The sequence below is a fragment of the Pseudomonas sp. 1152_12 genome (assembly GCF_052850675.1).
Genome location: NZ_VXCW01000021.1, coordinates 28,458 through 52,836 on the forward strand (window position 1 = coordinate 28,458; position 24,379 = coordinate 52,836).

A 24,379-nucleotide genomic window follows, 5' to 3' on the forward strand; every position below is an offset into this window, starting at 1 on the left:
TAGAGGGGCTGCCCATTGTGCACAAGACCACCTCAGGGTTGCCAAGTGGTTTTCTCCCCGCTCAGCTTGCGGTCCAGAAAGGTCGCCGCGCTGATCAACGCCAGATGGCTCAATGCCTGGGGCGTGTTGCCCAAGTGATGTGCTTGGTTGTCGAACTCTTCGGCGTACAACCCCAGCGGGTTGGCGTAGCGCAGCAGTTGTTCGAATTCAAGGTGGGCTTTCTCCACTTGGCCGGCGCGTGCCAGGCATTCAACGTACCAGAACGAACAAGCGGCAAATGCGCCTTCGGTGCCTTGCAGGCCGTCGATCTGGCTGTCGTCGTTGCGGTAGCGGTAGACCATGCCGTCGCGCACCAGGCTTTTCTGGATGGCTTCGAGTGTCGACAGCCAGCGCGGGTCAGTGGCTGCGACGAAGCGCACCAGTGGCATCAGCAACATCGAACCATCCAGTGCGGTGCTGCCGATATGTTGCACGAAGTGCCCGCGCTCTTCATTCCAGAAGTTGCTCCAGATATCCGCGTAGATCGCCTGACGCGTGCGGTCCCAGCGCGCGAACGGTGCAGGCAGCGAGCGTTTGGAGGCCAGGCGAATGGCGCGGTCCAACGCCACCCAACACATCAGGCGTGAATGCAGGAAGTGATGCTCCTCACCACGCATTTCCCAGATGCCCACGTCCTTGCTGTTCCAGATCTCGCAGACTTGGTCAGTCACTTCCACCGTGTGCTTCCAGCCTTCGTGGGAGATGGCTTCGCCGTATTTGTTGACCAAATACACTGCGTCCATCAGCTCGCCGTAGATATCCAGCTGGATCTGGTCAAACGCTTCATTGCCGATGCGCACGGGTTTGGCGCCGCCGTGGCCGCTGAGATGATCAAGCTCGGCCTCCGGCAGTTCCTGGCGGCCGTCAATGCCGTAGAGGATATTGATTTTGGTCGGCTGGCCGCAGCAGTCACTGACGCGGCCTTTGAGCCAACGCATGTAAGCGTTGGCTTCTTCGATGAAGCCCAGGCGCATGAACGCATAGACAGTGAACGAGGCGTCGCGGATCCAGGTGTAGCGGTAATCCCAGTTGCGCTCGCCGCCTGGTGTTTCCGGCAGGCCGAAGGTCGCGGCGGCGATGATTGCGCCATGTTTGCGTGAGGTCAAAAGCTTCAGCGCCAAGGCCGAGCGGTTGACCATTTCGCGCCAGCGCCCGCGGTAATTCGACTGCGCGATCCAGCCGCGCCAGAACTTCAATGTGCGTGCCAGCGCAACGTCAGTACAGTCGCTGTTGACGCGAGGATCATCTTGAGCACCGAGGACGAACTCGGCGCCTTCTTCCTGGGCCAGGGTGAAGCTGGCCACGGCGGCGTCACCTTCGATCTGCATTGCGTGGCTGCTCGCAAGGCGCAGTCCGGGTTGGCCGTCGGCGGCGAAATAGACCATGCCGTCTTCAATGCTGGCTTGGGTCGGCGTACGCGCATAGTCGTGGCGCACGGCGCAACGCAGGTGAATCGTCGCTGTGCCGCTGATCACCCGCACGCGACGAATCAGCAGCGGCAAATCATCGATCTCTTCACTGATGACCAGCAGGTCGGTGATTTCGACCACAGCCTCATCGCTTAGCCAGCGGGTTTGCAGCACGTTGGTATCGGGCAGATAGATTTGTTCACGGCGGGCGTTTTCAAGGTCGGGTGTGAGTTGGAAAGCACCGGCCTCGGGCGTGTCGAGCAGCGAGCAGAAGATCGACGGGCTGTCGAATTCCGGCCAGCAGAAAAAGTCGATGCTGCCGCGATCATTCACCAAGGCTGCGCTGCGCATATCGCCGATGATCCCGTGGGCATCAATGGCGCTTTGGGGTTCGTTGAAATCAACCATTGCTACGAAACTCCGGATAAAGGCTCATGCCGCCGTCAATAAACAGGGTGCTGCCCACCACGTAGTCAGACGCGTCGCTGGCCAGCCAGACCACCGCGTTGGCGACGTCCTCGACATCGCCGACCCGGCCGTAGGGAATCAACTTCAACAGCGCTTTTTCTGCCGCGCCTTCGGTGGCAGCACGGTTGATCGCCGTACGAATCGCCCCCGGCGCAATGCCATTGATGCGGATACGCTGCTCGCTGACTTCTTGGGCCAGGGTGCGCATCAGCATCTCGACGCCGCCCTTAGAGGCTGCGTAATTCACATGCCCGGCCCAGGGAATGATCTGATGCACCGAGCTCATGTGAATGATTTTTCCGGCCGCACGCGACACGCCATCGCGTACTCCTTGGCGATTGAAAGTTCGCACGGCGGCGCGGGCACACAGGAATTGGCCGGTGAGGTTGACGCCGATTACCGTGTTCCAGTCGTCGAGTGTCATGTCGACCAGGCTGGCGTCTTTTTGCAGGCCGGAGTTGGCCACCAGAATATCCAGGTGGCCGAAGGCGTCGAGGGTTTGGGCGAACAGGCGTTCTACGTCGGCTTCTTTGGACACATCACCGCGCACAGCAATCGCCCGGCCGCCGTTGGCGTTGATCTGCGCGGCGAGGGCTTGGGCTGGCGCCGCCTGCGAGTTGTAATTGAGCACCACCGCCGCACCGGCCTCGGCCAACGCCTTGGCGGCGCCTGCACCGATGCCGGAACTGGCGCCGGTGACCAGGGCCACTTGTTGCTGCAACGAAATCTGCATTGCCCACCCACCGTTTTATCAGAGTCTTTTCAGCTGACTGGCGGTGCGTAGTGGAAGTTCACCGGTTGTCTCAAATGTGACGATGCCGGTCTATTTCAATCGTTAAGGGTTATACGCTAGGTGCTTGCCAGCAGGGCCTTTCTGATCGCCTGGCCCTCGTGCCCAAGTAGGCGCTGGGCGATGAGAAAACCCGCCGAAGCGGGTTTTCCAAACGCAGTATTATTTTCCTGTGATGCACTGCTTTACTGAGACATGTCATTCTTTTTCATGTCGTCTTTTTTCATGCCGTCATTGGACATGGAATCTTTCTTCATCGTGTCTTTGCCCATGGTGTCTTTTTTCATGGTGTCCTTACCCATGGAGTCTTTATGCATTTCATCCTTTTTCATCGTGTCCTTATGCATTGTGTCTTTGGTCATAGCCTCTTTTTTCATGGTGTCGTGGCTCATCGTATCGTCGGCGTGTACAACGGCGACGCCTGCGGCCAGGCAAATACCTAGGAGTGCAGAAGTTAACCTTTTCATAGTGAAGCTCCTTGAGACTCAGGTTGCGAATAAGCGCAGCCGGGCTGCGCAATGGGGTTGCCATCGGCGTCAGCTACCACCGAACCAGTTGTAGCCCTGGTCTTCCCAGTAACCACCCGGATAGGTATTAGTGACGAATATCGCTTGAATGTGCTTTGGGTTCTTATAACCAAGCTTGGTGGGCATGCGTAGCTTCATTGGGAAGCCATATTCACGTGGCAGTACGGCACCGTCATAGGTCAGCGTCAGTAGCGTTTGTGCATGCAGTGCCGTGGCCATGTCGATACTGGTGTAGTAATCGTCAGCACATTTGAAACCGACGTACTTTGCGTCGGTGTCGGCGCCAACACGCTTGAGGAAATCACTGAAGCGGATGCCTCCCCAGCGGCCGATCGCGCTCCAGCCCTCGACACAGATGTGCCGGGTGATTTGATCGGTCTGGGCCATGGCACGTAGTTCCTCCAGCTTCCAGCTGTGCGTGTCGGCGACCATGCCGGTGACTTCCAATCGGTAGGTGTCTTCATCGACGGTAGGCGCTTCGTCGATGCCGTAGAAGGCATTGAAGGGAAATGGTCGTGTAATCATCGACTCAGGATAGGTGGGGGCCATGGCGTTAGGGTTGAACAGCCAGCCCTGCACCCTGTCATTGAAGCGTGATATAGAGGACAGAGCCGTTTCGACGTGATCGTTATCGGTGATATTGCAGCCGGATAGCATGGCAACACCACCCAAGGTCAAGCCACGCAGCAGGAAGGCGCGTCGTGAGCGATCTTCGACCTGGATCGAAATAATTTTCCGTGCATCCTTCAAAATGGACGACTCGTCCAGTCCTGGCCTTTGCTCACGCTTCCTCATGCGCGCTCCTTATGGCCGACAATCATGGCCAATAACGTCTTTGGAACCAGTGCGACCATCACCAAATGCACTGCGATGAAAGCCACTAACAGAGACATCGCTATGAAGTGCACATGCCGAGCGCTGTCGTAGCCGCCCAGCAGTTCACGTAGTAGCGGAAACTGAACTGACTTCCACAAAACCAACCCGGAAATCACCAGGACTGTAATGTCGAGCATCACAAACAGATACGCCACACGCTGGACGTGGTTGTAATGGCTTATATCGTCGTGCCCCAACCGCCCACGGAGTGCAGACCACAGGTCATGAACGAAGCCTTTGGGTGATACAGGAAAAAAACGTCGCCACAAACGGCCGCTGAAAAGATTGAAAAGCACGTAGAAAAGGCTGACAACGACCAACATCCACATTGCTGCGAAATGCCATTGCAGCGCGCCCCCCAGCCAACCACCCAAGGTAATCGACGTGGGGAAGTTAAAATCATAAAGGGGAGAGGCGTTATATATACGCCATCCGCTGGTGACCATTACCAACACTGCCAGAGCGTTCAGCCAATGGGCCAATCTCAACCAGGCTGGATGACTGCTTTGTGGGGCCAGAGGAGCAGCACGGGTTGTTTCAGGTGCGGCTTGCATTGGAGCAGACTCCAAATAGGAATAACGTCATAACCTTTTGATCGAGTGTAGACGCTAACTGTAGTGGTCTAATGAAACCGGACACCCATTTAGGCGAGAGTGTTCGCCTGATTGAGGTGTCAGTTGACCCTACAACGCTGCTCCTTTACGGCTGAGTTCAAACGCGAGGCTGTTGGCCTCGTGTTCAAGCGAAACTACAACGGCCACAGGGCGACGGGAAGCAATTGCCCCGCTTAATAAGAAACATTACTATTCACGCCCCGCCTCCCCAGTGCTCACGCGATGACCCCTCAGCCGCCCCGCAGAACAGGCTTTTTCGAGCATTACGAAGAGTTGATCGGAACCTGGACACGCCGCCTGAGAAACCGTCAGCAGGCCGAAGACCTAGCCCACGACACCTTTGTGCGAGTGCTCGAGTCGCGTTCGAGTGAGGTCGAGCAACCGCGTGCTTATTTGCACCAAACGGCGCGCAATATTGCCGTTGATGGCTATCGCCGTGAAGACCGGCGTGAGGCGCTGGAGCTGGAAGCCTTTGATCAGTGTTCGCCCCACAGCGGCGACCCTGAGCATTTCATGCACGCAATCCAGTTGGCGGACTCCATCGAGCGGGCCTTGGCCGAGCTGCCGCTCAACTGTCGCAAGGTATTTGTCTGGCAAAAAATAGAAGGCCTGACCCAGCAGGAAATCGCCGTACGCCTGGGCCTGTCTAAAAACATGGTAGAAAAGTATATGATCCGCACTTTGCGGCATCTGCGTGACCGCCTGGACGCGATGGCCCCATGACCCGCTTTGATGAAACAGGATCTTCCATGATCAATAGCCGTGCTCGTGACGACGCCGCGCATTGGTTTGTACGCTTGCAAGATGCCGACTTGAGCATTGAAGAACGCCAGCGTTTCGAAGCATGGCGCGCAGAACGGCCTGAGCACCAATACGAATTCGACGTGTTGCAAGGCTTGTGGAGCGCCACTGACTGGCTGCCCAAGGCGCGATTGCAGGCGTTGTGTGATGCGCCGGTCGAGCGTCCCAAGCGCGGGGCCATTTTGCGCTACGCGGTCGCCGCGAGTGTGGTTGCGATTGCCTTGGGGCTGGGTTTGTTCAGTGGGCTTGATCATCCAAAACCCTACCGCGCCGAGTTCAGCACGCGTCTGGGAGAGCATCGCCAGGTGGCGTTGCCCGACGGTTCGGTGATGGACCTCAACAGTCGCAGCGTCGTTGCTGTGCGCTATGAAAAAGGCCGACGCAGCGTGGACCTCAAACAGGGCGAGGCGATGTTCAGTGTCGAGCATGACACCAGCCGACCCTTTGTCGTAGCCGCCGGGGCGGGGCAAGTGACGGTCACCGGCACGCGCTTTGATGTACGTCGTGATGAAGACCAGACCCGCGTGGTGGTCGAAGCCGGCACGGTCAACGTGCAGGGGCGAGCGTCGGACCAGATCGTCACGCTGACCGCGGGCCGGGGTACGCAAGTCGATGCCTTGGGTAAAGTCGCTGCCGCGTTTGCGGTGAACACCGATGAGCTGACGGCCTGGCGCACCGGCAAGCTGGTGTTCAACAACGCCAGCCTCGGTGAGGTAGCCCGGGAAGTGTCGCGCTACCGCGAGCAACCGTTGCGAGTCAGTACCGCGGCGGTGAGCAATCTACGCTTGACCAGTGTGTTCAAATCCAACGATACCGACGCCTTGCTCAAAGCCTTGCCGCATATCCTGCCGGTTGCGTTACGCACCTTGCCGGACGGCAGCCAGGAAATTATTTCACGCTGAAATTCAGGTTTTTTTCGAGCTCTTCGTCTTCTCCTGCAACTGCAACTGGTTTGCATTAACGGCCGCATGCTCTTGCGATTACAGGACTAGGTTCGACGTGAAAAGTTTCGACGTGAAAAAACTGACCGTCTCCCACACTAAAATCTCCCGCTGGGCGCCCTTGGCGCTGGCGCTTTCTGTCAGTGCTGCGTTGCCCGCTGCCTATGCTGACGACGGTATTCATATCCGCGCGCAGCCTTTGGGCGCAGCGTTGAGTCAGTTAGGCCAGCAGACGTCCCTGCAAGTGTTCTTCAACCCGGACATGGTCGCCGGCAAGCACGCGCCTGCGGTGGACGGCAACCTCTCGCCCGAACAAGCGCTGCGCCAGTTGCTGCAAGGCAGCGGGCTGGATTACCAGATCGACGCCGGTTCCGTGACGCTGCGCCCGCAAAGCAACGGCACCGGTGAAGCGGGCTCGCCGCTGGAGCTGGGCGTCACCGATATCAAGGTGGTCGGTGACTGGCTGGGCGATGCCAATGCCGCCGTTGTGCAGAACCACCCCGGCGCGCGAACGGTGATTCGCCGCGAAGCGATGGTGGAGCAGGGCGCTATGAATGTGGGCGACGTATTGCGCCGCGTTCCTGGCGTGCAGGTGCAGGACTCCAACGGCACCGGAGGCAGTGATATTTCTCTGAGCGTGGGCGTCCGTGGCCTGACTTCACGCCTGTCGCCGCGCTCCACCGTACTGATCGACGGTGTGCCTGCGGCGTTCGCGCCGTATGGCCAGCCACAATTGTCGATGTCGCCGATTTCCGCTGGCAACTTGGACAGCATCGACGTGGTGCGCGGCGCGGGTTCCGTGCGTTATGGGCCACAGAATGTCGGCGGCGTGATCAACTTTGTGACTCGCGCTATCCCCGAGAAATTCTCCGGTGAGGTCGGCACTACCCTGGAGAACTCGGCCCACGGGGGGTGGAAGCACCTTGAAAACGCATTCATCGGCGGCACGGCGGATAATGGAATCGGTGCGGCGCTGTTGTATTCCGGGGTGAAAGGCGACGGTTATCGCAACAGCAACAACGCCAACGACATTGATGACGTCATCTTCAAGACCCACTGGGCGCCGACCGATCAAGACGACTTCGCGCTGACCTTCCACTATTACGACGCCAGCGCCGATATGCCCGGCGGTCTGACTCAGAAGCAGTTCAGTGCCAACCCGTACCAATCAGTACGTGACTGGGACAATTTCAGCGGCCGCCGCAAGGACGTGTCCTTCAAATACATCCGCCAGATTGACGACCGCACCCAGGCCGAAGTGCTGACCTACTATTCCGACAGCTTCCGCGGCAGCACCATTGCTAACCGTGACCTGAAAACCCTCAGTTCGTACCCTCGCACTTACTACACCTTCGGCATCGAGCCACGGGTGTCCCATGTGTTTGACGTGGGCCCGAGTACCCAGGAGGTCAGCCTCGGTTATCGCTACCTCAAAGAAGGCATGCATGAGCAGGCCACCAGCCTGAACCTGGTCAACAATGTGCCGACGCCGGGCGGTCAGAGCGACGGTCACGTCTACCAGGATCGTACCGGTGGCACTGAGGCCAGTGCCTTCTATATCGATAACAAGATTGATATCGGCAAGTGGACTGTCACCCCGGGCATCCGCTTCGAAGACATTCGCACCAAATGGCACGACCGCCCGGTTGTGGCCCTGAACGGCACCCGTACTCAGGAGAAACGCCGCGAGATCAACAACAACGAGCCGCTGCCGGCCCTGAGCGTGATGTACCACGTCTCCGATGCCTGGAAACTGTTCGCCAATTACGAAACATCGTTTGGCAGCCTGCAGTACTTCCAACTCGGTCAGGGCGGCAACGGCGACCAGACGGCCAACGGCCTGAACCCGGAAAAGGCCAAGACCTACGAGATCGGCACACGTTACAACAACGGCGTGTGGGGCGGCGAAGTGACGTTGTTCTACATCGACTTCTCGGATGAGTTGCAATATGTCAGTAACGACGTGGGCTGGACCAACTTGGGCGCCACCAAGCACCAGGGCATCGAAGCCTCGGGTCACTATGATCTGTCAAACCTTGATTCGCGCCTTGAAGGTCTGACCGCCAGCGCTGGTTTCACCTACACCAAGGCCACCTCAGAAGGCGATGTGCCGTTCAAGGGCCGCGACCTGCCGCTTTACTCCCGTGAAGTGGCGACGGCTGGCCTGCGTTATGACATCAACCACTGGACCCATAACTTGGACGTTTATGCCCAATCCGGCCAACGTGCGCCAGGCACCGGCACCACCTACATCACTCAAGGCACTGCTGATGGCCAGTACGGCGATATTCCCGGCTATGTTTCGGTCAACGTGCGCAGCGGTTATGACTTTGGGGCGCAACTGTCAAACTTGAAACTGGGTGTGGGCGTGAAAAACGTCTTCGACCAACAGCATTACACTCGCTCCAGCGACAACAATTCCGGGTTGTACCTGGGTGAGCCACGTACATTCTTTGTACAGGCGAGCGTCGGGTTCTGATCGGCCGTTGATAGGAAAAATCGCAGCCCAGGGCTGCGATTTTTTTGCCTGTTTCCTACGGCTTTTCACGCGACTTTCTGTTTGATCAGGAACCTATTCCGACAGTCAAGCCACACAGGAGGCAGACCTGGTCGACTTCTATATAAGCGTGCAGCGACAGGTTGATAATCGCACCCCTTGCCCTGGAGGCACTCATGTCGGTATCGACTACCACTGTATCTGTATCAATTTCATCCAGTGCGGACACCACGCAGGTTAATTCCAACCACGGAGCCCAGGCCAGTGCTGCGCCAGCGACTGCGGCGCCCTACCACAGCCACAACGGTGGGAGCGTCAATTTTCACGTATCGCAAAGTCAGGGTGGGCCGGTGTTTGGCCAGCAACAACAGGCAGCGAGTCATCACAATTACTTTAATCGCCCAGCCCATTCCCAGGATTTTTCTACCATGACACACCATGCCTCACACCACGGGGGCACGCAGCAACTTGAGCAATGGGGCAACCCTTGGATAGGCAGGCCCAAGCCACTTATTAACGCGCATGGCCCGTACCCGATTACGCTGGGTAAGCCAGACCCGATGTACTCGAAGAAAAGCAACGATCAACTGGCGACTGACCTTCTGAGGAACGCCCGCGCGTTTACAACGCCGGGTAACCGTTCGACGATCAGCAAGCACGCAATTGAAGAAATGGCGCAACAAAAAACGGGTAGAAACCCGGTGATGAATCAAAACATTCGGCTGGCTGGCGAGCTTATGAAGCGTCCTGACGTGATGGATGCCTTTTTCCGGCAGCCGGGTACAGGTGCGATTGGCGATCAGGTCTCAATCAGCAATTTCAGTGCGTTCAACCGCGACCCCAACCCCTTGAAATACAACACCAATAAGCAAGTCGTTCAAGAGCTGAACAGCCATTTCGGTCAACTCGCAGAGTACTTTGGTGGCCGCCAAATCAACATCCGCGACCTTGAATATCTGGCCGGTCTTCAACAGACGGGGATCTCTTCATTGGACCACTTACTTAATGTGAGTAAAGCAGCCACCAATCGCAAGGATTTGCTGGACATGCTGGATAACGTTGCAAGTAGGTCCGCAGACAACCGAATCAGCCAGGCGGGGCTCATGCTGGCGTCGTACATGATGGCATAGCGCAGGGCAATAAGGCGCTGCGAACACTTGGCGGCGCCTCGTGCTGCGAATTGTGCAAGGAACTATTTCCACACATGTGCCACTCAGGGCATACATCTCCAGCGGCTTTACCGGAGCCGGTCGTCTTCTCAGACACTGAATCAGGGCCAAGATATGACTTCAACGTCGTTCCAATCCTGCCAAACCTGCAGCCGTGACGCTTTTTCCAAAGGCCCTGAGGTTGATCGCTCAGCATCGGTGAAAGGGGACGATGCATCGAGTAACGTCTTCTATGCAGCCTTGGCGAACGGATACGCTGCAGAAATGCAGCGCATGAAAGCCTTTGCAGGCCAACGTAAATTCCAGGCACCGGTTGCCGATGATTTCGCTCGCGGCATGCTTGCCCCAGGTCATGCAGGCGACACGAACACCCAGCCGCTGAGGCACTCCAAGGGCGTGTGGGCCGCATTGATCAACGGCGTTACGACCTGGTGGCGCGGGCAAAGGCCCGTTTGACCCCGCGCCGCACTTTTTTACATGCAGTCATTGGTCTTCAACGTTTGCCCGGAACTACTGCGCGCAGCCGACCACATATCGGTTGCTTGCCGCCCTGGAATCGATTCGACGATCAGGGGGGACCTCGGGTGGTAGCTGTCAGGTAAGCGTAGATCCGGAAAAGGTGGGAGATGACACATGAAAATTGAGGGTGCAATACCGCGCGGACAGGCAACGGCCATGGGCGTGTCAGAGACACATTGGGCTTCGCCTGCGCCCATTGTTCCGTCGCCTTGCGATGATCAATTCGCTGCGCCGGATGTAGCGCCGCGGCGGCCTGCTCTGTTGCGCGCAACGTTGTCTTCGTTGCGCTACCAGGCATTGCAGAACGCGCCGACTGTGCGTGCGAACACAATGCCGCCGGGCCCCAACTCCACCGATAGCCAATTGGCGGGCGAGTTGCAGAAGAACTTTGGCGAGCTGCACGCGTTTGTAAAGGATGGCCGCTTGACGCAGTCGTCGCTGCGGCAAATTGCGGCGCAAGCGTTGGGAGGAGAGTAACGTGCAGGACCGTATCATTCTGGTGGCCAGGGAGATTCTCAATCGTCCGTTACTGAACGACTCGATCATCGATGGCGATGGGTATATCACCCGCGACAGCCTGGGCGCCGCCGCCTCTGCGTTGCGCGGTAACAGCTCACGCGGCACCTTCAGCCAGGATCCCTTTCATGGTCAAGGCAATGCCGAAGTCGTTCAGGCCCTGCAAGGCTATTTCAAGCAATTGAGAGATAAGCCCAAGGACCGCACGGTTTTTTTTGAAGCCCTTGAATACGTGGATATCGCACTGCTAAAAACCGTGATGAATGACCCCGACGCCACCGATTCACAGGGCATGCTTATGTTGGAGCCCGCCACCGGGCTTCCCCGAAAGAAGTACAGCGAGCACTGCGTGTACACGGCAAAAAACATCATTGAACGCCCCGGATTATTACGGTCATTGGAGCGTGCGAATAATACGCGCTTGTTTGGGCGCCCCAAGCACGATGGATGGCTGTGTAGCAGAAGCCTGGAGCGCTGGCTGGAACTGCACGAGGCGCACAAGGCCAGGTAAATACCCTGGCCCAGTGAGATGAGCGGTTTACACGTTGAGAATTTTGCCGCTGATGGCGACACCCGCCAGCAACATCGCAATCAGTACAAAGGCTGTGCTCAAGCTACTGCCGTGGGCGATAAAACCGATTACGGCGGGGCCTGCGAGAATACCGGCATAACCCAGTGTGGTGATGGCAGGCACCGCGATATGTTCCGGCATGACCTTTTGCTTACCGACGGCTGTGTACAGCACCGGCACGATATTCGAACAACCGGCCCCCACCAATGCGTACCCCAGAAGTGCCGTTTCCCAGGCTGGGAAGAGTGTGGCGAGCAACATGCCGATGGTGGCCAGCGCGCCACCGATCACGATCACTCGGGTCGCGCCCAAACGTCGGACAATGGCATCACCCGTCAGGCGCCCGGCGGTCATGGTCAGGGCAAATGCAGCGTAGCCAAGGCCGGCGTAAGCCTCATCAAGACCACGCTCGGAGCTCAGGAACACGGCGCTCCAGTCCAGTACGGCACCTTCAGCCAAAAATACGATGAAGCACAGGCAGCCGATAAACATCACCACACCGTGCGGTACGGCAAACGCTGGGCCCGAGCTTTCACTGCCGTAGGGCAACAGGTGTGGCCCGGCCTTGAGCAACGCCGCAGCTATGATGACAATCACCACCAGCGTCGCCTGCAACGGCGACAGCCCAAGCCCCAGCAGCCCTGCAACACCTGCCGCGCCGACGATACCGCCCAGGCTGAACAAGCCATGAAAGCCCGACATCATGGTTTCGCCACTGGCGCGCTCAACAATCACTGCTTGCAGGTTGACGGTCGAATCCACGGTGCCCAAGCCTGCGCCAAACAGGAACAATCCAGCCATCAGCAACGGAATCGAACTGACTGTGGCAAGCATCGGCAGGGCCAGGCAGATCATGATCGTTCCGGCTGTCAGTACGCGGCGGCACCCATAGCGAGATGCCAGTGCTCCCGCCACAGGCATGGCGATGATCGAACCCATGCCCAGGCACAACAGCAATAGGCCAAGCGTGCCCTCATTGAGTTGTGCACGTGCTTTGGCGTACGGCACCAGCGGCGCCCAGGCGGCGATACCGAAGCCGGCGATGAAAAAGGCGATACGGGTCGACATTTGTTCCAGCCGCCCGGGAACCACGGGCGCTGGGGTGGGGATGGCAGTCATGGAAAATCCTTGGTTTTGCGTTCAACGAACGATGTCCGGCGCGACATCCTTGCACATCAGGCCCTGACGGGCGAGTTGGGTTCCTTTGACGCTGGGAATCTGCATAAAGGTCGATATTTTTATTTCTACACATACGGAACGTGATGGCGCTTGGAAGCCACCCAGACTTGTGGGGTTTGCCGGAGGTAGCCTGGAAAGTGAGCAATCCCCGTGAGCGCTGGTGAACCCCGGGCGTCTTGCGGCGGATTGCTACTTTCCAGGCCACTTCTGATTAGTGCTCAGGTGACTGAACACGGATGTCCGCGCCAGCGGTTTTCGCCACGGCCGCAGGTGGGGTCAAACGACGCTCTCCCACACAATCACGCAGTCTCTTTTCTTTTAGAGACTCAGCGACAATGGATATAAATGACGCCATGACCCCGTTCTACGATACCCGCGGCACTATCTACGGTGTGATCAGCCCTGGGTATGGACGAGGAGCATCGCGGACTCAGCCATGTGCCTTGCCTGGCGGCGATCAATCCGCAATGGGCCGCTCGGTCTTCGGCTAATCGGGTTATCGCGCGGGTGTTTGAGCTGGGCGAGGGGCCTATGGCGTTGTTCGGAACCAGCGCCAGTGCAGTGGCCTGCGCGGCGTGGCGGGCAGGTTGGGTCGAGGCAGGGGAAGTGGCCGTGGTCATGCCGGGAGGCACGGCGCCGGTACGGTTGCAGAGTCAGGGTGAAACACTGCTGAGCGTCAGTTTATTCGGGACGGCACGACCGCAAGTCTGAAGATGTGAGAGCGGCTTATATCCTTGATAAGTGTCAGCCGTTTCTCTAATCATTAATTATGTTTTTCAGATGTATGTGGGACTTTTCTTGTTGCTGCTAGTTGTTCAATCAGCCGCTTGTCTTGTCTTGTAAAAGACACTTCCGACCACCCCGTACGAATCTTCTTTTTTATTTTTGGAGGCCCGAACTTCGCCTGAAATCGCTAAGCTTCAGTGCGTTCAGGCGCTTTATCCCGGCAGTTCAATCAGCATCCAACGGGAGAAAGCCTTTCAGTCAAATCATGGATGACGGGTAACTACGGATGGTTGGCGATTTGGGTTTGCCGCGTATTAAGTTGATATTTCCAGCGTTGAATTTTTCAGACGCGCCCCGTGATTTTCAGGTGCTGGCTTTCAAAGGCAGCGAGTTCCTGGATCAGCCCTATTTCATTCACCTGCGGCTAGTCAGTGAAAACCCCAGTGTGGATATGGAGGCGCTGCTCCACCAGCCCGCCTATCTGGACTTTGGCGAAGCGGACGCGGGCCTGCATGGGCAGGTCTACGCCATTGGCCGGGATAGCCCCGGTGTTCGGCTCACCCGCTATCACCTCACCTTGGCGCCTCGGTTGGCGTGCCTTGCACATCGGCGTGACCAGCGGGTTTTCCAGCAGCGCAGCGTGCCGCAAATCATCGCTGCGGTACTTGAGCATCACGGCATCCTTGCCGACGCCTATGCCTTCGAACTTGGGCCGGTGGTTTATCCGCCCCGTACGTTCTGCGTGCAATACGCAGAAAGCGACCTGCACTTTATCCAGCGGCTGTGTGAGGAGGAGGGGATTCACTACCATTTTCGTCACAGCCCCGATAATCATCTGCTGGTGTTTGGTGATGACCAAACAGTGTTTCGACGCCTGCCTGTGCAGCGCTACCGTGCGGTGGGTGACCTGGCGGCTGATACCAGAGCGATCCGGCGTTTCGACCTGCGCCTGGAAACCCGCAGCCGGCAAACGGTGCGCCGCGATCGTGACTTCGAACACCCGTCGCTGCGCCTGCAAGAGAAGGCCAGTGCTGCATCAGTACGAAGCCTTGAGGATTACCGCTACCCCGGCGGTTTCACCGGCCATGCGCGTGGCAAGCAACTGGCACGTCGAGGCCTGGAGCTCCATCAGAGCGATTCCCATCGTGCACTGGGTAGAAGCGATCAGCCGGCATTAAACAGCGGTCATTTTCTGGAGTTGCTTGATCACCCCGATCCCGCCTGCAACGACCTGTGGTTGATCAAGTCGGTGTGTCATGAGGGTTATCAACCGCAAGTGCTGGAGGAGGCGGCGATTGAGGTGGATGCATTCCAGGGTTATCGCAACCGATTCAGCGCAACGCCCTGGCGCGCAGCGCATCGGCCACCGCTCAAGCACACCAAGGCGACCATCAATGGCAGCCAGACCGCGACGGTGACCGGGCCCGCAGGCGAGGAGGTGCATTGCGATGCCTACGGTCGAGTGAAAGTACGTTTTCACTGGGACCGCCTGGACAACACCGATGACAAGAGCAGTTGCTGGGTGCGCGTAGCTTCCGGGTGGGCGGGAGATGGCTTTGGCACGATGATGATTCCTCGAGTGGGCATGGAGGTACTGGTGACCTTTCTCGAAGGCGACCCCGACCAACCCTTGATCCATGGCTGCCTGCCCAATGCGTTGCACATGCCTGCCTATCCTTTGCCGCAATACAAGACGCGTAGCGTGTTGCGCAGCCGCAGTTCCACGGGCGGCGGTGGGGCCAACGAGTTGTACCTTGAAGACCGCCACGGCGAGGAGCTCATCTACCTGCGTGCCCAACGCGATCTGGAGCAGCAGGTCGGTCACGACAGTCGTTTGGAGGTGGCCGGAGAGCGGCGTGAAATCATTCGGGGGCTAAGCACCGTTCACCTGGAAAGCGCAGAGCACCGTCACACTGCGGGTGATCGCCATGTCGTACTGAAGGCGAATGATCGCCTGGATGTTCAAGGCCGCAGCGAAACCCATGTGCGTGAGACCCTGGTCATCGAAGCCGGGCAGCAGGTCCACCTTAAAGCCGGTGTCAGCCTGGTCATCAATGCCGGTGCACAACTGAGCCTCCAGGCTGGCGGAGAGCATTTGCTGATCCAGGCGGGTGGTATTTTCAGCAGCAGGCCCATTACTGTCGGTGGCCTTCCGCCTGTTGGCAGGTCGGCGAGCCCTTTTGTTGTAACGAATGCTCCGAAGGTTTCAGCGCTGCAGGGCGTAATAATGGAGGTGGCCCAGCAGTTGGACGCTGACTACTGCCCTGTGTGTGAGCAATGCCGCGAAGGCCTGTGTAACACCCCGGGGAGGGCGGCTTGATGGAGAGCATGCCAGGCCGCTGGATGGCTCTGCAACATCAGGCGGGACGCCGAGTGTGCTTGATCCTTGACGGCAACCACGCCATTCGGGAGCCGCTAGTGGTGGTGCGCAATCTTGCGCAGTATTGCCGTCTCTACGGTGAGACTGCCGTGGCCGAGTTGGCCACTGTCGGCCCGGTGATCCTGCTAGTGGACCAGCCAGGTGAACCGGCACTGGTCGAGTTGCTGCAACACCCGCAGACGAACTGGGGCTGGTTGGGCAGCCTGCCCGATGATGACCTCGAAGGCGTGGTTCGACACTGGCGCGAGCGTCTGTTGGTCGGCCCTGCAGGAAGCCAAGCCCTGTATCGCTTTCACGACAACCGGACCTTGGCTCGCGCGTTGGCCCACCTGCCGATCGATCATTGGCCGGTCTTTCTCGGCCCGCTGATCAACGTGTACTACTGGCACGAGGGCCGCTGGTGCGAGGGCGAGAACCCGGCGCCCGGCGATTACCCGGTGCCTGTGCCAGCGCCTTGGTTGAGCACACCCAACCCGCAGGCTGAGGCCATCTTGCACGCCAATGTCCTGCGCTACCTGCTGATCGAACACAGCGAAGGCCTCGCCGCTCTAGTCGAATTTCAAGACCCCAGTATCTGGCTGACCCAGGTGCTGGAACAAGCCCGAGCCTGGCAATGGCTCGGGCCTCAGCAACTTGAATTCCTGGTCGTGCGCAGGTTGGAGGAGGCGACGCGAGCCAGCGTGATTCGCTGGCAACCGATAGAAGACGAGGTGCCCGGCGATCATTTCGAACGGGTGCAGCAGCAGTGGCGAGGGTTGAGGGAAAAGCATGAATAGGTGCATGCGTGGCGCTTTAGCTGTGCTTGGAATGGGATGGCTTTCGGGGTGTTCGGTAGGGCCGGTTGACCACTTCACGTTGGAGGTGGATTTGCCGGCGCAATTTCGATTTATTGGCGCGGCGAATTACCGTCCCGCCAGAGAGCAACTCTGCAACCTGCCGCGGCGACGCGGCAAAAGGCCTGAGCGGAAAATTATTATTGCTGATTACAAACCCGTCGCCGGGCGGGTCAGCTATGACCTGCCGTTGACTGAAACCATTGAGGGCTGCCCCACGGTGCTGCGCAGTGTGGAGTTCAACTTTTATGCGAAGTGGGGCGTGCGCGACACTGATGTCGGTGGGGATCTGGGGGGTATCTATTTTACAGATCCTATTGAGTCTGAGGGGGTGGAAGGGATGCCAGACTCAGGTGTACAGGTGTTGCCGGGGCAATGTATGTGGCTTTTTCGGACGGTCGGGCGGTTGCATACGATCAGGAAACTTCTGAAATGCAAGGCTTTGGACGCGATGGAGCAGCGGCAAAAAATGCGAGCGGGTGGGGTTGCACAACGAGATCTGCTGTCTGGAAAGACACTCAGGCTGGTGCTGGCACTTACCGATGAGGAGGCGCCGGCTTTTGATCGACGGTGGATAGCTGTACCCGGCGGTTGGAAACGCTGTCGAGGGAAAAGTTTTGAAGACCTGCAGGGCGCTTGCGACAGCGATACAACTGATTTTAAACCGATAACGATGCCGGATGGACGCACCTGTGATGTCTACCCCACGTGCAAATAACAAGGAGCTGAGTCATGAACCAGGAAGCATGGAAGCAACCTTTTTTCAGTAGCAAGATGCCTGCTTGCGCGGTGAAAGGGCATTGGGCGAGCTTTTGTCTAGTTGATGAAACGGGCAGCGGTAAGGCATATGGCGGGCTTGCGTACACGATCCAGGACAGTACAGGGCAGCAGTACAGCGGAAGACTGACTGGAGAGGGGTTCGCCAAGCTACGAGGGTTTTACTGCGGCCCCGTCGTTCTTGCTCTGGAGGATCTGTATTCTGGGAAAGAGGCGCCGTATTTTGGATTGAGCACGCGCGAGACTTACAAGCTACCTATCACCGAGCTTCAGATTCGTGCCGAACAAACCCGCTTTGTCGCCGCTGATGGTCAACGTACTGAGAGTAACCCTGCCCAGCACCAAGCGGACCGGTTTTATCAGGTTGAAGTACGCGACCTGGTCCGACATGTTGCTCATCTGCCACCGTTGACGCCTCGGGCTTATCGACCTCAAAGGCATGCGCTAAGAATGATGGCTGAACTGGGATTCGGTCCGCCTCAGCCAGCCTTGTCAGGTGTTGTGCTGTTCCCTAACCTGCACACGTTACTGGAAGTACGACCGCTGCGTGCGTTGCGCCCGATGCTCTCCGGCGATGATCGGTTTTGTGCCTTGAACCTGTATCAACTGGCGTTGATGTCCACCTTGAGTTACTGCGACTTTGGCCAGGAGCCTCCAACGCGTCCCGTGGATCAAGTCAGTTTTCCCCTGTCTCCAAGCGTGGGGAATGTGTTCGCCGAAAAACTGTCGGGGTATCAGGAAGCCTGGAAGGTGGACGGTGAGCAGGTTCAACGCTTTTATCCGCTTTATGAGGAAGTTCCATACTCCCAGCGCTTTGAAATTGTGCCCTTCGATCCTGAGTTGTATCCGCAGAACCGTTCGGAACTCGCAGAGAAACAGGAACATCCTGCTCGCGTGCACTTTTTCGACGATGAACAGTTCGGCACTGATACGCAGGCGTTTATCACTCATCACGATCAAGTCATTCTGATTTCGGTGCGAGGCACCGCCAGTGGCATCGACGCACTGCGCGACGCTAATGCCCACCAAGTGCCCTTTGCTGAAGGCGCAGGTAAAGCCCATGAGGGCTTTTACCAGGCGTATCGAGCGATGCGCGATTTCGTTCTGCAGTACCTCGGGCAATTCCACGATGGCCAACGCATTGTCATTTGCGGCCACAGCCTCGGTGGCGCCATCGCCTTGCTCCTGGCAGAAGGGCTGCGTCGAATCCCCAGCGCTGACTACAACATTCTCGTCTACACCTACGGCGCCCCTCGCGCCGCCGACTCCGAGTTCTCTGAAGGCGCCTCGTCTCTAGTCCATCACCGCATCGTCAATCACAACGACCCAGTCCCCAGCGTCCCCGCCCCGTGGATGAACACCACCACCAAACTCTGGGTTCCGGGGGCGGTGATGTTATTCAGCGCTCCCGCTCCGGGCGGCTTGTTATTCGCCGCAGGCCTGGTACGCGTTGCTGGCAACCCCTATCAGCATCACGGCGAACAGCAGCACTTCATGCCGATCCAGCTCGCGGACGGCAGCCTTTCCTCGGTGTTATGGAAGCCCGGTTGTGAGTCTATCCTCGAGGCCGGTTGCAATCGTGCGTTGCAACTCCACGGCGATATGCCTGACCGCGCCAACCTGCTCAAACAACTGTTCCAGGCCAGCCAGCACTTCATGACTGCCAGCTACATTCCTGCGGCGTGGGCTACGTTGCGTCGCTGGCAACAGACCGTGGATAGCCAAGGGCCTTTGGTCACACCCAGGGAGTTTGAGTTGATTGACCATGCGTTGCAGACCATGACCGAGCAACTGCGTGACAAGAACCGTGAGCTTGATCGGCGTCGCCCCACGAACCAGCGCAGCTACGGGCACGAACATACCCAGGCGTTGAACGCTGAAATCGACCGCTTGCGCACCAGTCGCCAGCGCTTGGAGTCCTTACGCTGGCGTCGCCTGGACGTGCGTGATGTATACGGCAGCCAAGCCCAGTCCACCGATTTGCAACCCTGCCTCAAGCGTTGGTTCAGCCACCGTGAAAATCGTGAGATATCCCAACTCGCCAGTATCCCGCCACCCTCCCAGAGTGACCATGGGAGGGCACAACCCCTGGATATCGATTCGATTGTTTAACCGCAGCGCTTACAGAAATGCCACCTGCGCCGGTTGCCGTTTCATCAGTACCTTGCCATTGCGGATCGAGTACAGCGGCAGACCTTGGCTGCGGATGACTTCGTAGTCGCTGTCTGCAGACAAGATCACCAGGTTGGCCGGGCGCCCGGGCTCCAGGCCATAACGCTCGCCCAGGGCCATGGCCTTGGCGCTGTTGTCGGTGACCAGGTCCAGGGCACTTTGCAGGTTACGGTAGCCGAGCATGTGGCAGATGTGTAGACCGGCCTCCAGCACGCGCAGAATATTGCCGTTACCCAGTGGATACCAGGGGTCGACAATCGAGTCCTGGCCGAAGCATACGTTCATGCCTGCTTCGAGCAGTTCGTTGACGCGGGTCACGCCGCGGCGTTTCGGGAAGCTGTCGAAACGCCCTTGCAGGTGGATGCTTTCGGTGGGGCAAGAGACGAAGCTGATGCCCGAGTGCCCCAACAGGCGGAACAGTTTGGCGCAGTAGGCATTGTCGTAAGAGCCCATGGCCGTGGTGTGGCTGGCGGTAACTCGTGCGCCCATGTCGCGGCTGCGGGCTTCTTCGGCGAGCACCTCGAGAAAGCGCGAGTGCGGGTCATCGGTTTCGTCGCAGTGCACGTCCACCAGGCAGCCAGTGCGCTCGGCCAGGTCCATGAGAAACTTCAGCGAACTCACCCCTTGGTCGCGGGTGTATTCGAAGTGGGGAATGCCACCTACCACGTCGGCACCCAGGCGGATGGCTTCTTCCATCAATTCGCGGCCATTGCGGTAGGACTCGATGCCTTCCTGGGGAAACGCGACGATTTGCAGGTCGATCAGGTGCGTGCTTTCTTCGCGCACTTCCAGCATAGCTTTGAGGGCTGTGAGGTCGGGGTCGGTGACGTCGACGTGGGTGCGCACATGTTGGATACCGTGGGCGGCCAGGGCCTGGATGGTTTTCTTGGCGCGGGTCTTGGTATCTTCCTGGGTGATCGTGGCTTTACGTTCGCCCCAGCACTCGATGCCCTCGAACAGCGTGCCGCTCATGTTCCAGCGCGGTTCGCCGGCGGTCAGGGTGGCGTCGAGGTGAATATGCGGTTCTACAAAAGGCGGTATGACCAGGTTGCCAGCGGCATCCAGGTCTTCGGCCGTTAAAACAGGCACCACCGCTTGTGGGGTGATGCTGGCGATCCGGCCGTGTTCCAGGTGCAGATCATGCAGGCCTTCACGGTTGCGCAGGCGGGCGTTGATGATATGCATGGGCAAGTTCCTCTTGGCTAAAGACAGTCAGGCAGACAGCCGCCAGATCATCAGGGCGATGCCGATGTCCAGGCGGTCATATGAGTTGTCCAGCCTCAGCCCGCACAGGGCTTCAATGCGCTGGACACGGTGTGTCAGGGTGTTGCGATGCACGGCCAGACGCTGGGCGGCGGCTACCAGGTTACCATTCTCGTGAAACCAGGCTTCCAGGGTCGGCATCAGGCTCGGACCATGGTGCAGGTCGTGGCGCAGCAGCGGGCCCAGGCGTTCGTTGAGGAACTGGTCGAGCAGGGCACGATCACGTACGCCGCTGAGCAGCTTTAACACGCCCAGTTCGTCATACACACAAAGCCCGGCGCGGTCGCTGAAGCGTCGCGCAGCCGTCAGCGCCTGGCGTGCTTCATCGTGTGCCTGGGCCAGGCGCGAAGGCGGGTGCGCGGCGGCGCTCATGCCGATAAACAGCTTCAAGGGCGCCAGGCGCAGGTTCAACGGGTTAAGCCACGCGGCCAATTGCTGACGATTGACCAGCGCCGCAGCCGCGTCAGTAGCCAGCAGCAACACTGTCCATTGCCCAGCCCGCCCCAGCACCGGCAGCACCGCACGATGCTGTGTCGAAAACTGGCGCAATCGCCGGCCGATGCTGTCGTGCTGACGGGCCAGCTGCGTTTCCACCTGTGCCGTGTCACTTTGCGCAAATAACGCCTCGTCACCTTCCAGTTGGAGATGGACGACCTGCCAATGCCCTGCCAGCGGCATCCCCAGCTGCGCCGCCCGGTGCAGCAACACATCCAGGGATTGATAATCACCGGCCAGCAAGCGCTCCAGCACATCACGCCGTGAACGGCCCAATTGCTCTGACTGGATCAGCGCCGAGCCAATCGTCTGGGTCACCAATACCATTTTCAGCGAGTAGGGCTGTTCGATCAACGGCATGCCGGCGGCTTCGGCGGCCTCCAATAACCGTTGGGGGATCGCCTGGATATAGGCTGGCCCCGTGAGGATCACCAGCCCGGCAACCTGGCGCTGACAGGCTTCATCCAGCAAACGCAGCAAGTTGGCGTCATCGCGTGGGTGATTGATACCGGTAACGAACACCAGTTCGCCGCCCAGTACCCATTCGGCAATCCCACTGTTTTCCGCGACATAGGGCCAGCGCACGGTGTTATCGAGACCTGCGTCACCCGCGCGCAGGCGTATCGATTCCAGGCCCGGCAAGGCCAGCACATCCGCGACTGTCAGGCTCATGCCGGGGCGTCGGCCGATGGCGCGCGTACGCGCAGCACTAACGTCAGCACGATGTAGGTCAACGCCGCCGCCACAATCCCCACCAACGGCGCCACCCAGGGCGAGTGGAACGCCAGCACGGTGCCTACCGTATAGGCCACCAACCCTGGGCAATTGAAGGCGGGCAGACGTGTCTCGGCCAAGCGCGGGTACTGGCCGCGATAGCGGTAGAAGAAGTCGGCCATGATCACCCCGCCAATTGGCGGGATCACGGTGCCCAGCAGAATCAGATAGGGCACCAACATGTCGTACATGCCGAGCAGTGCCAGCAGGGTGCCGATCACCGCCCCGGCCAGGGTCACGGTTTTACGCCGCTGCGTGCGCAGCAAATTGCAGCCGGCGACGGCGAAGTTGTAGATGGTGTTGTCCTGGGTACTCCAGATATTGAGCAGTAACATGGCCATCGCCGCCATGGCGAAGCCTTGCAGCAGCAATACTTCCACGACGTCCGGCTGCTGATAAACGATGGCGCCATAGGCGCCGATCAACACCATCAAGCCATTGCCGATAAAAAAACCGATCAGGCTGGCCAGCACCGCGACTTTGGCCGAGCGGGAAAACCGCGTCCAGTTGGTCGCCTGGGTCGCGCCGCTGACAAACGTGCCGAACACCAGGGTGATCGCGGTGGACAGGTCCAGCTCTGCCGTCGGCACCACGGCCAGCAGGCCATCGAGCCCGCCGATTTTTACGCTGGACACCCACATCGACAGAAACAGCAAAATGCCCATGGCCGGCACGGCGATGTAGGACAAGATTTCCAACCCGCGATACCCCACATAGGCCGTGGCGCAGAACACCATGCCGAACAACACCATCAATGCCAGCACGCTGCTCTGGCTCAGCTCGAAATACTTGCCCAGCACTACGGCGGCGGTGGCGGTGCCCCAGGCGTACCAGCCGATCTGAGTGAAACCTAAGATCAAGTCACTGAGCTTGCTGCCGACTTCGCCAAAGCAGAAACGGCCCATCAACACCGAGTTCAGGCCGCTCTTGAACGCGATGTAACCCAGGCCTGCGGCGTAAATGCCCAGCAGCAAGTTACCCAAGGCCACGACGCCGAGCATGTCGGTGAAACTGAATGCTACGCCCAGCTTGCCGCCGGCAAACATGGTCGCGGTAAAAAACGTAAATCCCAGCAGCACCATGGCGGTAGACGCCAGGCCCTTGCGGGCATGCATCGGCACTTCGCTGAGGGGATAATCGTTGCCCGGTTCTTGCTGCGTCATGGCCCTGCTCCCTGAATGAGTGACGCAAGCCTATTGCACCGGACGTGCCAAATCAGCGGCAGTGACGGGCGCACGGTGGGCGCTGTGCAGCGTGCACAGTATTTATAGCCATTGAGGGGCGAGTCGTCGCAAGAAGTGGTCTTTGTGCCCAGTCGGGCACGATAGCGGTGCAGCAGTGATACAAATTGGATCAGTCGAACAGCGTCTGGGTAGTCTCGCCGCGATGGAACGCAAACGCCGCTTCAAGATCGCTTTCGATGGTGCGCCCACGGGACAGTGGCGGCAGGTCGTTCAAAGTAAAAAAGCCCACTTCAGTGGTTTCGAGCCCTGCCATAGGCGCGACTTGGTCCACGCGTTCACACAGGAAGTACAGTTTGTAGAAGTCCCGCACATCTGGGCGATACAAACCCTTGGCCTTGTGAGTGACGCTGTACAGCGCCCGTACCGTAACGCTTAGCCCGGCTTCCTCGTGGATTTCTTTGACGATATTTTCCGACGCCGACAAACCGATATCCGCGTAACCACCCGGCAACGCCCAGCAGCCATCGGTTAACTCGCGCACCAGCAGAATACGGTCGCCCTCGATCACCGCGCCGCGCACATCAATCATGGGGGTTGAATAGCGCTGGGCGAAATCCGGCACCAGCCCGGTGATGCGCGCCAGCGGCACATCAGCCAGTTGCGCCAGCATGCTGTGGGCAATTTCGGCGATTTGCTCGAGGCGCTCGCGCTCAAAGGCGTCGGTGCAAAAGTGCAGCCCCGTGGACGCCAATGCTTGCAGGCGTTTGGCCTGGGCCAGCCAGATATTTTCCATGCGTGCTCGTTTCGGCCGGGAGCCCTGATTCTAAGGTAGCCAGCCATAAAAAAACCACCGCGAGGG

Annotated in this window: 21 protein-coding genes and 1 pseudogene; 12 read left to right on the forward strand and 10 right to left on the reverse strand. The window is 58.7% G+C overall.

Annotated elements, in window-relative coordinates; genetic code table 11:
• Positions 1-32 precede the first annotated feature (32 nt).
• From FW764_RS26310 to FW764_RS26330, 5 genes are all read right to left on the reverse strand, one after another.
• A complete protein-coding gene (locus FW764_RS26310) occupies positions 33-1,856 on the reverse strand; it encodes a glycoside hydrolase family 15 protein (RefSeq protein WP_446436435.1) in 1,824 nt (607 codons plus the stop codon).
• Positions 1,849-2,649, reverse strand: coding sequence for a glucose 1-dehydrogenase (locus FW764_RS26315; RefSeq protein WP_446436436.1), 801 nt, complete (start codon positions 2,647-2,649; stop codon positions 1,849-1,851). Before FW764_RS26315 ends, FW764_RS26310 begins: the two co-directional genes overlap by 8 nt.
• Before the next feature lie 242 nt (positions 2,650-2,891).
• Positions 2,892-3,173, reverse strand: a complete 282-nt coding sequence (locus FW764_RS26320) for a pentapeptide MXKDX repeat protein (protein ID WP_446436437.1) — start codon at positions 3,171-3,173, stop codon at positions 2,892-2,894.
• A 69-nt stretch (positions 3,174-3,242) separates the two neighbouring features.
• Positions 3,243-4,028, reverse strand: coding sequence for a molybdopterin-dependent oxidoreductase (locus tag FW764_RS26325; RefSeq protein WP_446436438.1), 786 nt, complete (start codon positions 4,026-4,028; stop codon positions 3,243-3,245).
• Entirely contained in the window at positions 4,025-4,663 is a 639-nt protein-coding gene (locus FW764_RS26330; protein ID WP_446436439.1) for a cytochrome b/b6 domain-containing protein, read from the reverse strand. Before FW764_RS26330 ends, FW764_RS26325 begins: the two co-directional genes overlap by 4 nt.
• A gap of 282 nt (positions 4,664-4,945) precedes the next feature.
• Here FW764_RS26330 and FW764_RS26335 point away from each other — a divergent pair, with 282 nt between their 5' ends.
• From FW764_RS26335 to FW764_RS26365, 7 genes are all read left to right on the forward strand, one after another.
• The gene (locus FW764_RS26335) at positions 4,946-5,446 is read left to right on the forward strand and encodes a sigma-70 family RNA polymerase sigma factor (RefSeq protein WP_446436440.1); all 501 of its coding nucleotides are present in this window, start codon (positions 4,946-4,948) and stop codon (positions 5,444-5,446) included.
• Between the two features lie 26 nt (positions 5,447-5,472).
• Positions 5,473-6,426 (forward strand): FecR family protein, encoded by a 954-nt coding sequence (locus FW764_RS26340; protein ID WP_446436441.1) that lies wholly within the window; start codon positions 5,473-5,475, stop codon positions 6,424-6,426.
• Between the two features lie 121 nt (positions 6,427-6,547).
• A complete protein-coding gene (locus FW764_RS26345; RefSeq protein WP_446436455.1) occupies positions 6,548-8,944 on the forward strand; it encodes a TonB-dependent siderophore receptor in 2,397 nt (798 codons plus the stop codon).
• Between the two features lie 194 nt (positions 8,945-9,138).
• Positions 9,139-10,092 (forward strand): hypothetical protein, encoded by a 954-nt coding sequence (locus tag FW764_RS26350; protein WP_446436442.1) that lies wholly within the window; start codon positions 9,139-9,141, stop codon positions 10,090-10,092.
• Positions 10,093-10,404: 312 nt separating this feature from the next.
• Positions 10,405-10,587: a type III secretion effector protein gene (locus FW764_RS26355; protein ID WP_446436443.1), complete on the forward strand. Its 183-nt coding sequence runs from the start codon at positions 10,405-10,407 to the stop codon at positions 10,585-10,587.
• A gap of 177 nt (positions 10,588-10,764) precedes the next feature.
• On the forward strand, positions 10,765-11,127 hold the full coding sequence (locus tag FW764_RS26360; protein WP_446436444.1) for a hypothetical protein: 363 nt from the start codon (positions 10,765-10,767) through the stop codon (positions 11,125-11,127).
• Between the two features lies 1 nt (position 11,128).
• A complete protein-coding gene (locus FW764_RS26365) occupies positions 11,129-11,677 on the forward strand; it encodes a type III secretion effector protein (RefSeq protein ID WP_446436445.1) in 549 nt (182 codons plus the stop codon).
• A 27-nt stretch (positions 11,678-11,704) separates the two neighbouring features.
• On the opposite strand, the gene FW764_RS26370 is transcribed toward FW764_RS26365, so the two are convergent.
• Positions 11,705-12,856 carry an MFS transporter gene (locus tag FW764_RS26370; protein WP_446436446.1) on the reverse strand — a complete coding sequence of 384 codons (1,152 nt, stop codon included), beginning with the start codon at positions 12,854-12,856 and terminating at the stop codon, positions 11,705-11,707.
• A 501-nt stretch (positions 12,857-13,357) separates the two neighbouring features.
• Between FW764_RS26370 and FW764_RS26375 the strand changes: the two are divergent.
• From FW764_RS26375 to FW764_RS26395, 5 genes and pseudogenes are all read left to right on the forward strand, one after another.
• A pseudogene (locus FW764_RS26375) lies at positions 13,358-13,627 on the forward strand (diaminopimelate epimerase); the annotation flags it as partial.
• Between the two features lie 301 nt (positions 13,628-13,928).
• Entirely contained in the window at positions 13,929-15,962 is a 2,034-nt protein-coding gene (tssI, locus tag FW764_RS26380) for a type VI secretion system tip protein TssI/VgrG (RefSeq protein ID WP_446436447.1), read from the forward strand.
• Entirely contained in the window at positions 15,962-16,798 is an 837-nt protein-coding gene (locus tag FW764_RS26385) for a DUF4123 domain-containing protein (protein WP_446436448.1), read from the forward strand. The genes tssI and FW764_RS26385 overlap by 1 nt, the downstream gene beginning before the upstream one ends.
• Positions 16,791-17,573 carry a hypothetical protein gene (locus FW764_RS26390; protein WP_446436449.1) on the forward strand — a complete coding sequence of 261 codons (783 nt, stop codon included), beginning with the start codon at positions 16,791-16,793 and terminating at the stop codon, positions 17,571-17,573. The genes FW764_RS26385 and FW764_RS26390 overlap by 8 nt, the downstream gene beginning before the upstream one ends.
• Before the next feature lie 14 nt (positions 17,574-17,587).
• Complete coding sequence (locus FW764_RS26395; RefSeq protein WP_446436450.1) at positions 17,588-19,744, forward strand: lipase family protein; 2,157 nt, start codon at positions 17,588-17,590, stop codon at positions 19,742-19,744.
• 9 nt (positions 19,745-19,753) lie between these two features.
• On the opposite strand, the gene codA is transcribed toward FW764_RS26395, so the two are convergent.
• The 4 genes from codA to FW764_RS26415 form a co-directional block, all read right to left on the reverse strand.
• Entirely contained in the window at positions 19,754-20,989 is a 1,236-nt protein-coding gene (gene codA / locus FW764_RS26400) for a cytosine deaminase (protein ID WP_446436451.1), read from the reverse strand.
• Positions 20,990-21,016: 27 nt separating this feature from the next.
• Positions 21,017-22,234, reverse strand: a complete 1,218-nt coding sequence (locus FW764_RS26405; protein ID WP_446436452.1) for a PucR family transcriptional regulator — start codon at positions 22,232-22,234, stop codon at positions 21,017-21,019.
• Complete coding sequence (codB, locus tag FW764_RS26410) at positions 22,231-23,499, reverse strand: cytosine permease (protein ID WP_446436453.1); 1,269 nt, start codon at positions 23,497-23,499, stop codon at positions 22,231-22,233. The genes FW764_RS26405 and codB overlap by 4 nt, the downstream gene beginning before the upstream one ends.
• A 190-nt stretch (positions 23,500-23,689) precedes the next feature.
• Positions 23,690-24,313, reverse strand: a complete 624-nt coding sequence (locus FW764_RS26415; RefSeq protein WP_446436454.1) for an NUDIX hydrolase — start codon at positions 24,311-24,313, stop codon at positions 23,690-23,692.
• Positions 24,314-24,379 lie beyond the last annotated feature (66 nt).